General features: G+C 61.1%; 9 protein-coding genes and 1 tRNA gene. 6 read left to right on the forward strand and 4 right to left on the reverse strand.

Annotated elements, in window-relative coordinates:
* Positions 1–181 precede the first annotated feature (181 nt).
* The 5 genes from topA (at position 182) to JMV54_RS02330 (ending at position 7,040) form a co-directional block, all read left to right on the forward strand.
* Complete coding sequence (gene topA / locus JMV54_RS02310) at positions 182–2,944, forward strand: type I DNA topoisomerase (protein ID WP_201517295.1); 2,763 nt, start codon at positions 182–184, stop codon at positions 2,942–2,944.
* A gap of 3 nt (positions 2,945–2,947) precedes the next feature.
* Complete coding sequence (tmk, locus tag JMV54_RS02315) at positions 2,948–3,595, forward strand: dTMP kinase (RefSeq protein WP_201517296.1); 648 nt, start codon at positions 2,948–2,950, stop codon at positions 3,593–3,595.
* Positions 3,595–4,800 carry a DNA polymerase III subunit delta' gene (locus JMV54_RS02320; protein WP_201517297.1) on the forward strand — a complete coding sequence of 402 codons (1,206 nt, stop codon included), beginning with the start codon at positions 3,595–3,597 and terminating at the stop codon, positions 4,798–4,800. Before tmk ends, JMV54_RS02320 begins: the two co-directional genes overlap by 1 nt.
* A 40-nt stretch (positions 4,801–4,840) precedes the next feature.
* Positions 4,841–6,439, forward strand: coding sequence for an alpha/beta hydrolase (locus JMV54_RS02325; protein ID WP_201517298.1), 1,599 nt, complete (start codon positions 4,841–4,843; stop codon positions 6,437–6,439).
* 528 nt (positions 6,440–6,967) lie between these two features.
* Positions 6,968–7,040: transfer RNA gene (locus JMV54_RS02330), tRNA-Thr, on the forward strand.
* Positions 7,041–7,276: 236 nt separating this feature from the next.
* Here the strand turns inward: JMV54_RS02330 and JMV54_RS02335 are convergent.
* From JMV54_RS02335 to JMV54_RS02345, 3 genes are all read right to left on the reverse strand, one after another.
* Entirely contained in the window at positions 7,277–8,665 is a 1,389-nt protein-coding gene (locus JMV54_RS02335) for a purine-cytosine permease family protein (protein ID WP_201517299.1), read from the reverse strand.
* A 73-nt stretch (positions 8,666–8,738) separates the two neighbouring features.
* Complete coding sequence (locus JMV54_RS02340; RefSeq protein ID WP_201517300.1) at positions 8,739–10,169, reverse strand: aspartate aminotransferase family protein; 1,431 nt, start codon at positions 10,167–10,169, stop codon at positions 8,739–8,741.
* Positions 10,170–10,249: 80 nt separating this feature from the next.
* Positions 10,250–11,740 carry an aldehyde dehydrogenase gene (locus JMV54_RS02345; RefSeq protein ID WP_201517301.1) on the reverse strand — a complete coding sequence of 497 codons (1,491 nt, stop codon included), beginning with the start codon at positions 11,738–11,740 and terminating at the stop codon, positions 10,250–10,252.
* Positions 11,741–12,275: 535 nt separating this feature from the next.
* On the opposite strand from JMV54_RS02345, the gene JMV54_RS02350 reads away from it, so the two are divergent.
* A complete protein-coding gene (locus JMV54_RS02350) occupies positions 12,276–13,613 on the forward strand; it encodes a D-alanyl-D-alanine carboxypeptidase/D-alanyl-D-alanine-endopeptidase (protein ID WP_201517302.1) in 1,338 nt (445 codons plus the stop codon).
* A gap of 436 nt (positions 13,614–14,049) precedes the next feature.
* On the opposite strand, the gene hpaD is transcribed toward JMV54_RS02350, so the two are convergent.
* On the reverse strand, positions 14,050–15,126 hold the full coding sequence (gene hpaD, locus JMV54_RS02355) for a 3,4-dihydroxyphenylacetate 2,3-dioxygenase (RefSeq protein WP_230972780.1): 1,077 nt from the start codon (positions 15,124–15,126) through the stop codon (positions 14,050–14,052).
* Positions 15,127–15,185: the final 59 nt, after the last annotated feature.

Below are 15,185 nucleotides of genomic sequence, written 5' to 3' on the forward strand. Positions count from 1 at the left end.
GGCCGGGAAGGCGGGGCCGGCGGGGATGCAGGGTCTGGCAGTGGATGCGGGGCGCGGCCTTGCGCGGTTCGCCGATAGCGGATGCATGGCTTCCAGAGGGCGCAGCAAAGCGCCGTGGTATAGATTGTCCGGACACGGGCCAATCTGAACTGTCTTTCAACGCGAATGAGGAATCTCAACCTTGACCGGCAAAAAACTAGTGATCGTTGAGTCACCCACCAAGGTGAAAAGCATCTCGAAGTACCTCGGCGACGAGTATGTCGTCATGGCTTCGGTAGGGCACATCCGCGACCTGATCGAGCCCAAAAACCTCCCGGCCGAGCAGAAGAAGGGTTCGCTCGGCAAATTCTCGGTCGACGTTGAAAACGGTTTCGAGCCCTACTACGTCGTTGCCGACAACAAGAAAAAAACCGTTACCGAGCTGCGCAGCGCCCTCAAAACCGCCGACGAACTCATCCTCGCCACCGATGAAGACCGCGAGGGAGAGGCCATCGCCTGGCACCTGCTCGAAGTGCTCAAGCCGAAGGTACCGGTCAAGCGTATGGTGTTCCACGAGATCACCCGCGAAGCAATTGAGGCCGCGAAAGACCAGACTCGCGACATCGACGAACACCTGGTGGATGCACAAGAAACGCGCCGCATCCTTGACCGTCTTTACGGCTACGAAATTTCGCCCGTGCTGTGGCGCAAGGTCGGTTCGGGGCTGTCGGCGGGCCGCGTGCAATCGGCCGCAACTCGGCTCATTGTGGAGCGTGAACGCGAACGGCTCGCGTTCGTGGCGGCAAGCTATTGGGGTGTTGAAGCCACTTTCAGCGCCAAAGAACAGCCTTTCGAGGTGCGGCTCACCAAACTTGCCGGTGAGCGCGTAGCCACCGGCCGCGATTTCAACGACCACGGTGAACTGACCTCGGATGCAACCGTGCTCGGTGAGACGACCGCAACCGCGCTCGCGGATGCGCTCACCGCCGGCGGCATCGAAATCAGCGTCGCCTCGGTTGAATCAAAGCCATACACCCGCCGACCCGCCGCCCCGTTCACCACCTCGACACTGCAGCAGGAAGCATCCCGCAAGCTGCGTTTTTCGGCGCGGCAAACCATGTCGGTGGCGCAGTCGCTGTACGAAAACGGGCATATCACCTATATGCGTACCGACTCGCCCAACCTCTCGCAGCAGGCGATTAATGCCGCCCGCGGGCAGGCTCGCGAACTGTACGGCGCCGACTCGGTTCCGGAGAAGCCTCGCTACTACGGCTCGAAGTCAAAAAACGCGCAGGAGGCGCACGAGGCGATCCGTCCCGCCGGGTCTGAGTTCAAGCATCCCCGTGAACTCACCGGCGTTGATGACCGCGAACGCAAACTCTACGAGCTGATCTGGAAGCGCACCGTCGCCTCGCAGATGGCTGATGCCAAGGGCCACACCGCCACGGTCGTGCTCAACGGCGCCCCCGTCGAGCTGCCGGATGCGGACGGCACGTTTGCGTCGATGAGCACCGAATACCAGGCATCGGGTACGGTCATCACCTTCCGCGGGTTCCTTGCCGCCTATGAAGAGGGTAGGGATGAACAGCGCGCCGATAGCGGAGCCAGCAAAGACTCGAAACTTCCGCCGCTTGAGCAGGGCGAAACAGTTGCCGTGGCTGAGGCCGAGGCAAAACCGCACGAGACCACGCCGCCGCCGCGCTACACCGAAGCGAGCCTGGTGAAGATGCTCGATGAGCTCGGTATCGGTCGCCCGTCGACCTATGCATCCATCATCGCCACCATCCAGGACCGCGGCTATGTCACGCATCGAGGCACGGCGCTTGTGCCCAGCTGGACGGCGTTCTCGGTGGTGCGGCTGCTCGAACAGCACTTCCACGAGCTGGTCGAGTACGACTTCACCGCGCAGATGGAAACCGACCTCGACCACATTGCCGCCGGCGACCAAGACCGCGTCGCGTGGCTGCACGACTTCTACTTTGGTTCGGCAGATCACCCGGGCCTGCGCGGTGTGGTCGACAACCTCGGTGAGATTGATGCGCGCGCACTCAACTCAACCAAGCTCACCGATACCGCGACCCTGCGCATCGGCCGATACGGCCCGTATATCGAGGTGATCGACCCTGAGCATCCCGATGCCGACCCGCGTCGCGTGAATGTGCCCGAAGATCTCGCTCCCGACGAGCTGACCGCTGAAAAGGCGCAGGAGCTCATTGATGCACCGGTGGCGGGCGACCGCGTGCTGGGCCAGGACCCTGAAACCGGTCACGATATTGTCGTGAAAGACGGCCGCTTCGGTCCGTATGTTTCGGAAGTACTTCCCGAACCTGAAGCTCCCGCCGAGGGCGAAAAACCCAAGCGCCGCAAGGCCGCACCCAAGCCGCGCACCGCATCCCTGTTCAAATCGATGTCGCCTGACACCGTCACCTTCGAGCAGGCCATGCAGCTGCTGTCGCTGCCGCGCGTGGTGGGTGTGGATGAAGAATCGGGCAATGAAATCACGGCCCAGAACGGTCGCTACGGCGCCTACCTCAAAAAAGGCACCGACACCCGATCGCTGCCAGACGAGGAGTCGATTTTCACGATCGATCTTGCCGGGGCGCAGGAGCTGTTTGCGCAGCCAAAATATGCGAACCGACAGTCGAAGTCGGTGCTGCTCGACTTTGAAAAGCCCGACCCGGTTTCGGGTAAGGGTGTGAAGGTGAAAGATGGCCGCTGGGGCCCCTACATCACCGATGGTGAAACGAATGTGACGGTGCCGCGCGGAACCGATCCGGCCACACTCACCTTCGAGCGGGCGGTCGAGCTGATCGCCGAAAAACGGGCTAAGGGGCCGGCGAAAAAGCGCACCACCGCGCGGAAGACCACGGCCGCCAAAAAGACCAGCACGGCCAAAAAGACCAGCACCACCAAAAAGGCCAGCACTGCAAAGGCCAGCACCGCAAAGTCTGGCGCCAAGGAGTAGCGAGTGAGCGCAACGACCAGCACGGGCCTGTTCATCACCTTTGAAGGCGGCGACGGCACCGGCAAATCGACACACGCGATCCGGGTCGTCGAATATCTCCGCGAACTCGGGCACGAAGTGCTGCACACGCGCGAACCCGGCGGCACGGATGTGGGGCAGCAGATTCGCAATATCGTGCTGCACTACGACGGTGATATCGACCCGCGTGCCGAAGCGCTGCTGTTCGCGGCCGACCGCGCCCACCACATCGCCACCGTCGTGCGCCCAGCGCTTGCGGCCGGCAAGACCGTCATCCAAGACCGCTATATCGATTCATCCGTCGCCTACCAGGGTTCGGGACGTGACCTGGGCGCGGATGAAGTGCGCGAACTGTCACTGTGGGGCACGCGCGGTCTGCTGCCCGATCTGGTGGTGCTGCTCGACCTCGACCCCGACATTGCACAGCAGCGGATGCGCACGGTGCGCGACGGGCTTGACCGGCTCGAACGAGAGGCGAGCGACTACCATCGCCGCGTGCGCGAACAGTTTTTGCAGCAGGCCGAGGCCGACCCCGAACGGTACGCCGTGGTGGATGCAAACCGTCCCCACGAACAGGTTGCCGACGAAATTCGCGCCCACATCGACAAACTATTGGCAGCGCGGGCACAGTAATGACCAGCGCCAGCAGCACCGGTGGGGGAGTGTGGGCCGAAATCTTCGGCCAAACCCGCAGCGTTGAAACCCTGAAACGCGCGGTGGCAGCAGCGCATCCCGATGCCGAACACCGCGAGTGGTTCACCAATTCGTGGCTCATCACCGGCCCACCGGGATCGGGACGTTCCAATTGCGCCTACGCGTTCGCGGCAGCGCTGCTGTGTCCCAATAACGGCTGCGGCACCTGCCCGAGCTGTCGGCAGGTGGCTGCCCGCACGCATCCCGATCTCACCGCGGTGGCGACCGAAACCGCCATCATCAATATTGACACCGCCCGCAGCCTCGTCGAACGCGCCTGGCTCGCCCCAACCGTGAGCGACTACCGAGTGATCGTGGTGGAAGACGCCGACCGAATGGTCCAACGCACCTCGAACACCCTGCTGAAGGCCATCGAAGAACCAACATCAACCACCGTGTGGGTGATGTGCGCTCCCAGCAGGGCCGACCTTTTGCCGACAATTCGCTCGCGCGTGCGCGAGGTGTCGCTCACCACGCCCAGCCCCGAAGAGGTGGCGCAGCTGCTGGTGTCGAGGCACGGCGGCACCCCCGAACGGGCACTGCGCGCTGCGGAAGAAGCACAGAGCCACGTCGGCATGGCCTCGCGGCTCGTGACAACCCCCGAAGCCTGGTCGCGACGAGATCGCGCACTGCAGGGCGTGCTGGCACTTTCGGGTGTGGGGGATGCGGCACGCAAAGCAGCCGACTGGGTGGCGATTGCTGAAGAAGACGGCAAAGCCGCCGCCGCAGACCGCGACGCGAAAGAACGCGCCGAAACCTTCCGCGCCCTGGGACTTGAACCGGATGCGACGATCCCGCGCCAGCTGCGGGGCATCTTCCGCGAACTCGAAACCCACCAAAAGCGCCGAGCCAAACGCGCCACGCTCGACGGTGTTGATCGCATCCTCACCGATGTGTCATCGCTGTGGCGTGATGTGCTGGTGACCGCCCTGGGCGCATCCCCGCGACTGATCAACGAACGCCGCCGCCCCGAAATCGAAAGTGTGGCCGCATCCAGCAGCCCGGCACACATCCTCGCTAATATCGAGGCCGTGGCTGTCGCACGGCAGCGACTCGCCGCCAACGTGCCGCCGGCACTGGCGCTGGAAGAATTGCTCGTGGGAGCGGTGATTGGACACCGAGCCACGGGCGAAACCGCAAGCTAATCCAACACATCGCGACTGACGAAGAACCGAGGACCTGCCAGTGAACCGACGAAGCGCACAACGCCTGCTTGCCGCCACCACTGCCGCTGTGGCCGCGATCTCGCTGAGCGGATGCACGCTCATCCAGACGCTGCAAAACGGCGGTGGCCAGGTTGATCCGGCCGAAATCATCGACGCCGACCTCGCACCCGAGCTGCAGGAGTATTACGAGCAGGAGCTCGAGTGGGGTCCGTGCCCCGAGGATTCGGGAGCAGACAAAAATGCCGAATGTGCAACCGCGCTCGCCCCGATGGACTGGGACAACCCCGATAAAGGCGAACCCGTTGAACTCGCGCTGGTTCGCCAGCCCGCAACCGGCGACAACCCGCAGGGTTCGCTGTTTTCAAACCCTGGCGGCCCCGGCGCCAGCGGTTTTGATTTCGTGGCGCAGTCATACGGGTTCTTCTCGTCTGACCTGCGCGAAAACTTCGACCTCGTGGGCTGGGACCCGCGTGGTGTCGGCCGATCATCCGCGGTGCAGTGCCGCGACGACGCCGGGATGGACGATTATTTCTACGGGGTGCCCGGCAACTACGCGCAGATGACCCCCGAACAGCAGCTTGAATGGACCGTGGCGAAATCACAGCGCTTTGGCGCCGACTGCCTGGCCGGCACCGGTGAGCTGCTTGGCTATGTCGACACGAACTCAACCGTGCACGACCTCGACCTGCTGCGCGCACTCGTTGGTGACCCAAAACTGTTCTACTTCGGGCTGTCATACGGCACCGATATTGGCGCCAAATACATCGACCAGTTCCCCGAGCGGGTGGGCCGAGTGGTGCTCGATGGCGCTACCGATCCGACGGTGCCCGGCTTTGAAGTGGTGATCGACCAGCAAGAAAAATTTGCCGACTCGGTGCGCACCTACCTGCAAGACTGCATCGAAGGGCCCGAGTGTCCGTTCCAGGCAAGCACGGTTGAAGAGGCTGAAAAAGAGCTGCGGCAGATCGCCGAGGATGCCGACGAGACGCTCATGAAAAACGCTGACGGGCGAGTATTCACCTCGAGTGTGCTGCAGATGGCTGTGATCGCCGCGATGTACGACCAGTCGACCTGGCAGTATTTGACGATTGCTTTTGACCAGTACCTCAACGCGAACGACCCGTCGACGCTGTTCTTGCTGTCCGACTCGTACTACGGCCGCGACCCGAGTGGTCACTACGATTCGAACATGTTCCAGGCGTTCACCGCCATCAACTGCCTCGACTACCCGCGCGAAACCGACCCCGGCAAGATCAAGGCGTTTAACCAGCGGTTGAACCAGGTGTCGATCTTCCCCAGCGCGAGCACTCCCGAAGAGATGGAAATTGGTGACCTCGCCTGTGAAAACTGGCCGGTTGACACGAAGGTCGACAAGCTCGAGCCGGTGACTGGTGCGGGTGCCGACCCGGTGCTGGTGGTTGCCACCACGAATGACCCGGCGACCCCGCTGAAGTGGGCGCGCGCAGTGGCCGAACAGCTCGAATCGGCGCAGCTGCTCGAATACGAGGGCGAGGGGCACATCGCCTACGACGAGCAAGACCAGTGCGTCAACAGCTACGTCGACAACTATCTGATTACCGGCGAGCTAGAGGATGCTGGCGAGACCAAGCACTGCTAGTTGCTAGGTGCCTGGTTTTGCGCCAGGTTGTGCCCGCGGGGTGTTCGGCCTTCGTCCGGGCACCCCGTCTTGCTGTGCTGGAGCTTGTTGTGTCGCCGAGCCCCGACCGGCTTTCCCTGCATCCAGATTGGCCCCGCATCCCGGCCTTGCCTGCCCGCGCATCCCTGCCCGGCCGCATCCCGCCCTTGAAGATTTTTGTTTCCTGGCTGCATCCCAGAGCTGAATTTTGTTTCCTGGCTGCAAAACCGGGCTTTTGGGCCGGTTTTGGGTTCAAAACCCTGTTTTTGCAGCCAAAATTCTGATCGCAGGAAACAAAAATCTGCAGCAGCTGATCTGCAGGGGATGCAGTGCAGGGGGCGGATGCGGTGCGGGGCGGTGCGGACGGATGCAGCTTTGGGTGCAGATAGGGATGGGAGGAGGGCTGCACGAATGCAGCGACGGGCTGGCGGGGGTGAGGATCTGCGGTCGAAACGAGTCGCCCTCCGAGGCGCAGTAGGGTAAGCTTGGCTGGTCGCCCTCGCGCGGCAGGCCACCTTAGCTCAGTCGGCAGAGCGATTCACTCGTAATGAATAGGTCGCGGGTTCGATTCCCGCAGGTGGCTCAGATATGTCGACGGCCTTTTGTCGCACTCCGCTTCAGTTCTCGTTTGAAAACGCTTGCTGAGCCTGTCATCGTTACCAGATTTCGTCGAGACAGTGAGTTCAGCGGAAGATTTCCGGTCCAGGATGCATCCACACGCATCCTGCCCACAAAATCTTCCGCTGAACTCATCCTGATCCCGCAGTAATCGCACCCGGTCAGCTGGCGCAGCTACCCCAACGCCCTGAGGCAGGACAGCTACTGAGCGAGCTCACGACGCCGTTGCGAGCTGGCAAGCAGGTAGTACACGACCGCTGTCACCACGAACCCGGTGAGCCAGGCAATGTCAACTCCCTGCGCGAAAGAGGCGAGCGGCCCGGTGAAAAGCGGAGTAATCATGAACGGAATCTGCGCCACAATTCCAATTGCGTAGCACCAAAGACCCACCGCATTCCAGCGACCGTAACGCCCACCATCCTTGCGGAACATGTCATCCAGCGAGTAGTCACCGTGCCGCAGGGTGAAATAGTCAACGAGGTTGATGGCCGACCACGGAATCAAAACGTAGAGCAGCAGAGTCAGGAAGCTCTCGAAGTTCGCCATGAAATCACCCTGTCCAATGACGGCAATTATCGTGGCGACCGACCCCGAGATTACGGTAGTCCAGATGCGGACTCGGCTCGAAATGACGATGCCGAAATTCGATTGCATCACCGTCAACGCATTCATGACCGCCGAGTAGAGCTCGACGCCGTTGATCAATGCAGAACTCACGGCGAAGATAAGGAGCACTATCAACCCAAATGTGCCCAAGTGTTCGCCAAGGGCAGCCAACGGATTTGACGCGTTGGCAGCGCCGAGCAGCACTCCGAGCATCATCACGAATACTGAGCTACCAACCAGGCCGATGTAGGTGGTCCAAAACGCGGTCTTTGGCCCGGTTTCTCGCGGGAGATAGCGAGTGTAATCCGACACGTATGGAGCGTAGGCCAGCTGCCAGACAACACCGATGGCGAGCATCGCAAAGAAGCCCTCGATGTTGAAGGCTGCATCTGCACGTACCGTGGTGATTTCCGGCTTCGTCCACAGCAAAAACATGGATGCAGCAACGGCAACACCGATCAGTATTGAGAGCCACACCATCGTCTTGCGCAGCAATTCGTATCCGTAAACACACAGTCCGATACCGAGGGCGGCGAATAGCAGAATCGCTACTGTCCCATTTAGTTCGGGGAATACTGCGAGCAGTGAGTCTTTAGCGACGATGAGGATGCTCGCAAAGAACCCCATAAACATGATGAAGGCAATGAGTGCGAACAGACTCGCACCGAGATACCCGAACTGGGCGCGAGCCTGCAACATTTGTGGAACACCGAGATTGGGACCCTGCGAGGCGTGCAGCGCGGCACCAAATGCGCCCACCACGTTACCGATGAGAATCGCGACAATACTCCAACCAATCGGGAGTCCGTAGGTGCCGCTCGCGACCGCACCGGTTACGACCGCGAGCGGCATCATATTGAGCCCCACCCAGATCGCTATTTGTGACCAGGGATTTCCGGTTCGCTCGGTTTCTGGAATGGGCAAAATATGTTGCTGCTCAAAGCGCAGAAATGATGTTGTGACTGTGGGGGGCTCTCGACGCATTGGTGCACTCCTTTGTGCTCAGCGTGCAATTCGGAGACCTCATTTTGAGGCCTACGGGGTTTTGGGTTGTTAACTAGCGGCTGAGTTGCGCGCTATTGGTTGCGATTGTGAATGCCTTATCAAGCAGGCCTGCGATCTCGTCAATATCTTCGCGGGTGGACACGAGGGGCGGTGAGAGCTGCACGAGCGGATTCCCTTCGGCATCGATTGCCACCCGGCAAAGCAACCCAACCTCGTCCAGTGCAGGGTTGAGATGGTTGTTGACAAAATCACCGGCGCTTACTCTCTCACTGTCCCAACGCCGGCTGTCATGGTTTGTTGCCAACTCAAATGATCGGTGAAGCCCATCACCACGATGATCGCCAACGATATTCGAGTGGCGCTGCGCAACACGGTCAAGAGCTTCAGCAAAATACGGCGCGACGTCGACGACATGCTCGACAACACCGAGGCGCTCCATGATTTCGAGATTCTTCAATGCTGCAGCACATGCGGCAGGGTGACCGCTATAGGTGAGCGCGTGGTTAAACATTCCGACCGGGCCGTCAAGCACCGTCTCGATGATGTGGTCGCTCGCCACGAATCCACCGAGCGGTACGTGAGCGGAGGCAATTCCTTTCGCGAACGTGATGATGTCGGGCTGGAAACCGTAATGGATTGAACCGAACCAGGAACCGAGTCGGCCAAACCCGGTGATCACCTCATCCGCAATGAACAAAATGCCGTATTTGTCACACAGCTCACGCACCCTGGGGAAATAATCCGCAGTTGGTGGTGTGAGGCTACCACCGGCATTCTGCAGCGGCTCCATAAAGATTCCGGCAATGGTGTCCGGACCTTCCTGAATAATCAACGACTCGAGTTCGTTGAGTAGAAAATCGGTGGTCTGTTGCGGAGTTTCGTTACGGGGACGACGGTAACGCTTGGTGTTGTGTGTGTGGCGCACCCCGTACATGAGGGGCTCGAACATTTTGCGCACATCCGTCATACCGTTCAGCGACATGGCCCCGAAACTGGTGCCGTGATAAGCAACGCGGCGAGCAATGAACTTTATCCGCGCCCCCTCACCGCGGGTCACATGGTATTGGCGAGCCAGCTTGATCGCCGCCTCATTTGATTCACCACCGCCCGAGGCGAAAAAAACTCGATTCAGATCACCCGGGGCGAGCTGCGCAATTTTTTGTGCGAGCAGTGCGGCGGCAGGATGCGCCATACTCCAGGTGGTCTGGTAGGGGAGTTCAGCGAGCTGGTCGCGTACGGCTTCGCCGATTTCCGCGCCGTGGGAGTATCCGAGCTGCACGCAAAAAAGCCCCGCCAATCCATCCACATAGCGCTTTCCGGTGTCGGTGAAGAGCGAAATGTGTTCGCCGCGAACAAAGACCGGAAGTTCTGCATCCCGATATTTATCGACAGGCGTGAAATTCATCACTAGGTGACGTTTTGCCACGTCCGTGAGCTGCGCCGTTGCAGCTGGATCGGCCTCGGTGTCGATGTTCGTCGTCATTTCCTGTTGGAGCACCATGATCTATTTCTCTTTCTATATGAACCTACGTGAGTGAACGGATGCGCTGCGCAGCCGTAACATCAGCCCCACTGCATCCATGTGGTCTTTAAGTCGGTGTAGTTTTCAAGCGCGTGAATCGACAGGTCGCGGCCGAACCCCGACTGCTTAAACCCGCCAAAGGGGGTGGTGAAACCGAGCGCATCAACTGTGTTGACTGAAACCGTGCCGGCCACGAGACGCTCAGACACTCGGTGCGCGCGCGATAGGTTCCCGGTCCACACGGATGCAGCCAGGCCGTACTCGGTTTCATTTGCGCGCGTGATGGCTTCTTCTTCGTCGTCGAACGCATCGACAACGGCTACCGGGCCGAAGATTTCGCGCGTGTGCAGCTCATGATCGGCGGGAACGCCGGTGATGATCGTTGGCTCGATGAACGCACGCGAACCGTTGATCTCGGGTCGCGACCCACCACAGACGACCTTGCCTGTTTCTCGGGCACGTTCGATAGTTTCCCAAACCGCATCCGCGTGCTGCGTCGAAACCAACGACCCGATACCCGTATTCGGATCGAGTGGATCGCCGGGCGCGTACGCTTTCGCTGCTGCTACGTAATGCTCAAGGAACTCGTCGAGCACGCTGCGCTCGACCAGCACTCGAGAATTAGCTGAACACACTTCACCCTGGTTGTAGAAACTGCCGAAAGCTGCCTTCTGTGCAGCGAGTTCGAGATCTTCGCAATCGGCAAAAATCAGGTTGGCGCTCTTACCCCCAGCCTCGAGCGCGAGGCGTTTCATATTGGATTGGCCGGCATACTCTTGCAGCCGCTTGGCAGTCTCGGTCGACCCGGTAAAGGCGACCATGTCGATGTCCTCATGGAGGCCGATCGCGGCGCCGGTGACAGATCCGGGGCCGGTGACGACATTGAAAACACCCGGCGGGATGCCCGCCTCGACGGCCAGTTCGGCAAGACGCAGCGTCGAGTGTGGTGCCTCGACGGGAGGCTTCACGACCACCGAGTTGCCCGTGGCCAATGCGGGCGCGATCTTCCAGGTGGCGATTTCAAGCGGATAGTTCCAGGGAACGATGATGCCGATGACGCCGAGCGGTTCGCGGGTGACGAGCGCGGTTGTTCCCGGTGGCGTAACCGGGATGCGGTCTTCAAGTTTTTCGATGGCTTCGGCATAGAAGCGCATCAGTGCCGCCGAGCCCGGCGCGTCAATACTGATTGCCTCGCGGACTGGTTTGCCCATATCAAGCGAATCGGCGAGCGCCAGCTCTTCTGCGTGTTGTTCCATCAGCTTCGCAAGCTCAAGAAGCCGTTCGCGTCGGAATCCGGCACCGGCCCTCGACCATTCGCCCGAGTTGAAGGCCTGTCGAGCTGAGGCGACCGCAGCGTCGACATCGCTGGGTTCGCAGTGATGCAGCTGTGACAGCTGTTCGCCAGTGGCCGGGTTGGTGGTGCTGATTGTTTTGCCAGAAGAGGCGTTGATACGCTCGCCGCGCCAGAAGGGCCGCCCGTCGAAGCGGATGGATTGTGCTGCGGATTTCCAGTATTCGTAGTCCTTCACCACGTGGCATCTCCTTCAGGGTTGTGCTGCCGATGTAGCTGTGCACCGGGTCGGCGGTGTTTTGGGTCGACCGACTCGTGAGATGCAGTGGTGTACCTCAGGTCGGCTTCGGTCATGTTCGAACTGGAGCTCTTCGTTGAGCTGTCGCTTTTGATGAGGTGTGACCCAGTATTGAGTGCCTGGGATCATCTGTAAAATAGTAAAAAGTGGCCCGCACCATCACTCTTATTGATCTTGTTGCGGTTGTCCCGGTGGGCTGCGGCGTCGAGGCCGTGCCCGGATCAGTAATCGCTCAGTCGCGGCCTTGTGTGTGCCTTAGCGGGATTTGTGTGTGTTCTGGCACATACAAATGACGCTAAGGCACACACATGCGGAAGGTGGCGGTGTCGGGAGGCGCGCACAGGGTCGGCGGGATGCGGTGAGCGGCGGGAAGCGGCGGGATGGTGCAGAGGCACAGCAGCAAATGGTGCAGGGGCGCGCCGGGCCGCACGGCCAACGCCACCGCGGCAGATAGGATGCGTTCGGAGAAAGGACGTTGATGGCTGATGCGCGGATGATGCGCTTGCTCGGCGGCGCGGCAGCGCTGATTACCGGGCTGTTGCTCGGCGCCGCATCCACGCTGATCGTCCCGGCCACCAGCGCCGAAGACGTCAGCATCACATCCCCTACCCCTACACCGACGCCGGAACCCGCATCACTGCAGCGGGCCGATTTTCGCAAGTGTTCGCTGCAGCCAGCAATTGACGCGGCCGGCGATCTCACGGTGCACGCCACATTCACCGATGATGCCACCGGGCAGCTGCTCGCCGAATTCCATGACGACGAACCGGTGCCAACCGCATCCGTCATGAAACTCGTCACTGCCGCCACTGCTTACGAGGTGCTCGGCCCCGACTATCGCCTCACCACGCAGGTCGTGCCGGGCACGAAACCCGGAACAGTGGTGCTCGTCGGTGGCGGCGACCCGACCCTGCGTTCGGGTGACAGCAGTTATTTTCCCGGCACCACCGCATCCATCGCCGATCTTGCCGCTCAGCTCGGCAACCAGCGCATCACCGCCGTTGGAATCGATACGAGCCGTTACACCGGGCCGCAATGGCATCCATCCTGGGGACCTGAAGACCGCACCCTTGGATATATGTCGCCGATCTCGGCGCTGATGGTTGACGGGGGACGGGCCGACCCGGCGGCGCAAGAATCGCCGCGCAGCGAAGATCCCGCATCCGATGCTGCCGCTGTGTTTGCAGCACAGACTGGCGCGTCGTTCGATCCCGCGCTCAAACCAGCGCCGGGTGCTATGCCGCTGGCGGCCGTTGAATCTCCCACGGTTGCCGAGCTCGTTGATCTGATGCTGCTCGAAAGCGACAACGTTATTGCTGAGGTGCTTGCCCGTGAGGTGGCGATCAAGCTCGACACCGGCACCGATTTTGATGCGATCAATCAGGCGCAACGCCAGGCATTGCTGTGGCTCGGGGTCGATGTGACCGGGTTCGTTGGCGCCGATGGATCGGGGCTGTCGCGCGACAATCGTGCATCCGCTGAAACGATTGACGAGCTGCTGCGGGTGGTCAGCACGCATGATGAGCTGGCGCCGCTGCTGGCGGGGCTGCCCGAAAGCCAGCGCACCGGCACCCTTGAGCGGCGGTTTCCCGAACTTGCTGATGGCGCCGTGAACGCGAAAACCGGGCAGATTACCGAGTCGCTGGGGCTTGCCGGGTGGATTGACGTCGACGGTGGGCGCGTGCGGATGGTGGTGATGGTCACCCGTCCTGTTGGCGGCGAAAATGCCCCGGTTTCGGTGGGTGTAGATCGGCCGCTGCTTGACAGCGTGGTGGCTCGCGCGCAGGAATGTGGGCTGCAGCTTTCCGGTCAGTAGCCCTGCTGTTTTTGTGTGCCGGTCTTGCAGTGTGCTGCGGTGTGCTGCGGTGTGCTGCGGGGTGCTGCGGTGTGCTGCGGTGTGCTGCGGTGAGCTGCGGATTTTTGTTTCCTGAAATCAGAAAATTGGCTGCAAAACTGGGGTTTTCAGCCTAAAACCGGGCTAAAACCGGGGTTTTGCAGTCAGGAAACAAATTTCAGCTCTGGGATGCAGTCAGGAAACAAATTTCTGCAGGGGGATACAGGGGGGATACAGGGGATGCAGGGGGACGCAGCGGGTGCAGGGGATGCAGGATGCAGGGCTCTGGATGCAGGGCTCTGGCTGCAGGGGGATGCAGCGCCCAGTGGCGGAAGCGCCGCGCTGATGCAGAGCACCAGCGCACAGCGCGCCAGCGCGCCGGGACGCGGGGAGGGCACAACCCCCTCCCCGCCGGCAGCTACAGCTGGTTGCCGAGTTTGTAGCCCTGCGCGGTGTCGCCCTTGCGCGTGTATGAGAACCCGTCGGCGCCGATGGTCTGATCCATCTCCGAGTCGTCGGTGCGGGCGACCACCTCTTTGACGTTGCCGTCGAGATCAAGCACGAGCGACGCATCCGTGTACCACGACGGCACGACCGGGTTACCCCACCAGTCGCGGCGCTGGTTGTCGTGCACATCCCAGCTGACCACCGGGTTGTCGGGGTCGCCGGTGTAGTAGTCCTGTGTGTAGATTTCGACGCGGTGTCCGTCGGGGTCGCGCAGGTACAGGTAGAACGCGTTCGAAACGCCGTGCCGTCCCGGCCCGCGCTCGATCATGTCGGAAATGCGCAGCGCCCCGAGCTTGTCGCAAATGTAGATGATGTTGTGTTTTTCGTGGGTGGCGAAGGCGACGTGGTGCATCCGGGGGCCGTCGCCGCCGGTCATTGCGGTGTCGTGCACGGTGGGTTTGCGGCGCATCCAGGCCGCATATTCGGTGCCGTTTTCGTCGACGATGTTTTCGGTGACGCGGAAGCCGAGCGATTCCATATAGCGGGTGGCGCGCGGCACATCCGGGGTCACCTGGTTGAAGTGGTCGAGCCGCACGAGCGCCCCGGCACCGCACAGTTCGTAGCTCCAAGCCAGGCGTTCAACGTGCTCGGTTTCGTAAAAAAACTCGAGCGGGAATCCGATCGGGTCTTCGACGCGCACCGAGTCGCCGATACCCTTCGTGAAGCCTTCGGCGCGGCGCTCGACCCGGCAACCGAGTTCTTCGTAGAAGGCCTGCGCCCGGTCGACATCCTCGGGCGAGCGCACCCGGTACGAAAACGCGGCAACGGCAGCGACGTCACCCTTGCGCAGCACCAGGTTGTGGTGGATGAATTCCTCAAAGCTGCGCAGGTAGATGCTGTTTTCGTCCTCTTCGGTGACGACCAGGCCGAGCACATCCACGTAGAACCAGCGTGATTTTTCGAGGTCGGTGACCACGAGTTCCATGTAGGCGCAGCGCAGAATATCGGGGGCGGGAGCAGCCGGGATCGGGATAGGAGCGCTGTTCATCGTTGAACTTTCTCTGAGCAAATGAGATGGGTTAGCGGGCACCACAGATGGATGCATTA

Source organism: Gulosibacter hominis (genome assembly GCF_904842695.1).
In the GTDB taxonomy this organism is placed as follows: Bacteria; Actinomycetota; Actinomycetes; order Actinomycetales; family Microbacteriaceae; genus Gulosibacter; species Gulosibacter hominis.

What these genes read in the sequence shown, in the direction of transcription:
- JMV54_RS02320 (WP_201517297.1), top strand. Translation starts at nt 3,595, where the DNA reads ATGACCAGCGCCAGCAGCACCGGTGGGGGAGTGTGGGCCGAAATCTTC.
- JMV54_RS02335 (WP_201517299.1), bottom strand. Translation starts at nt 8,665, where the DNA reads ATGCGTCGAGAGCCCCCCACAGTCACAACATCATTTCTGCGCTTTGAG.
- JMV54_RS02340 (WP_201517300.1), bottom strand. Translation starts at nt 10,169, where the DNA reads ATGACGACGAACATCGACACCGAGGCCGATCCAGCTGCAACGGCGCAG.
- JMV54_RS02350 (WP_201517302.1), top strand. Translation starts at nt 12,276, where the DNA reads ATGGCTGATGCGCGGATGATGCGCTTGCTCGGCGGCGCGGCAGCGCTG.
- hpaD (WP_230972780.1), bottom strand. Translation starts at nt 15,126, where the DNA reads ATGAACAGCGCTCCTATCCCGATCCCGGCTGCTCCCGCCCCCGATATT.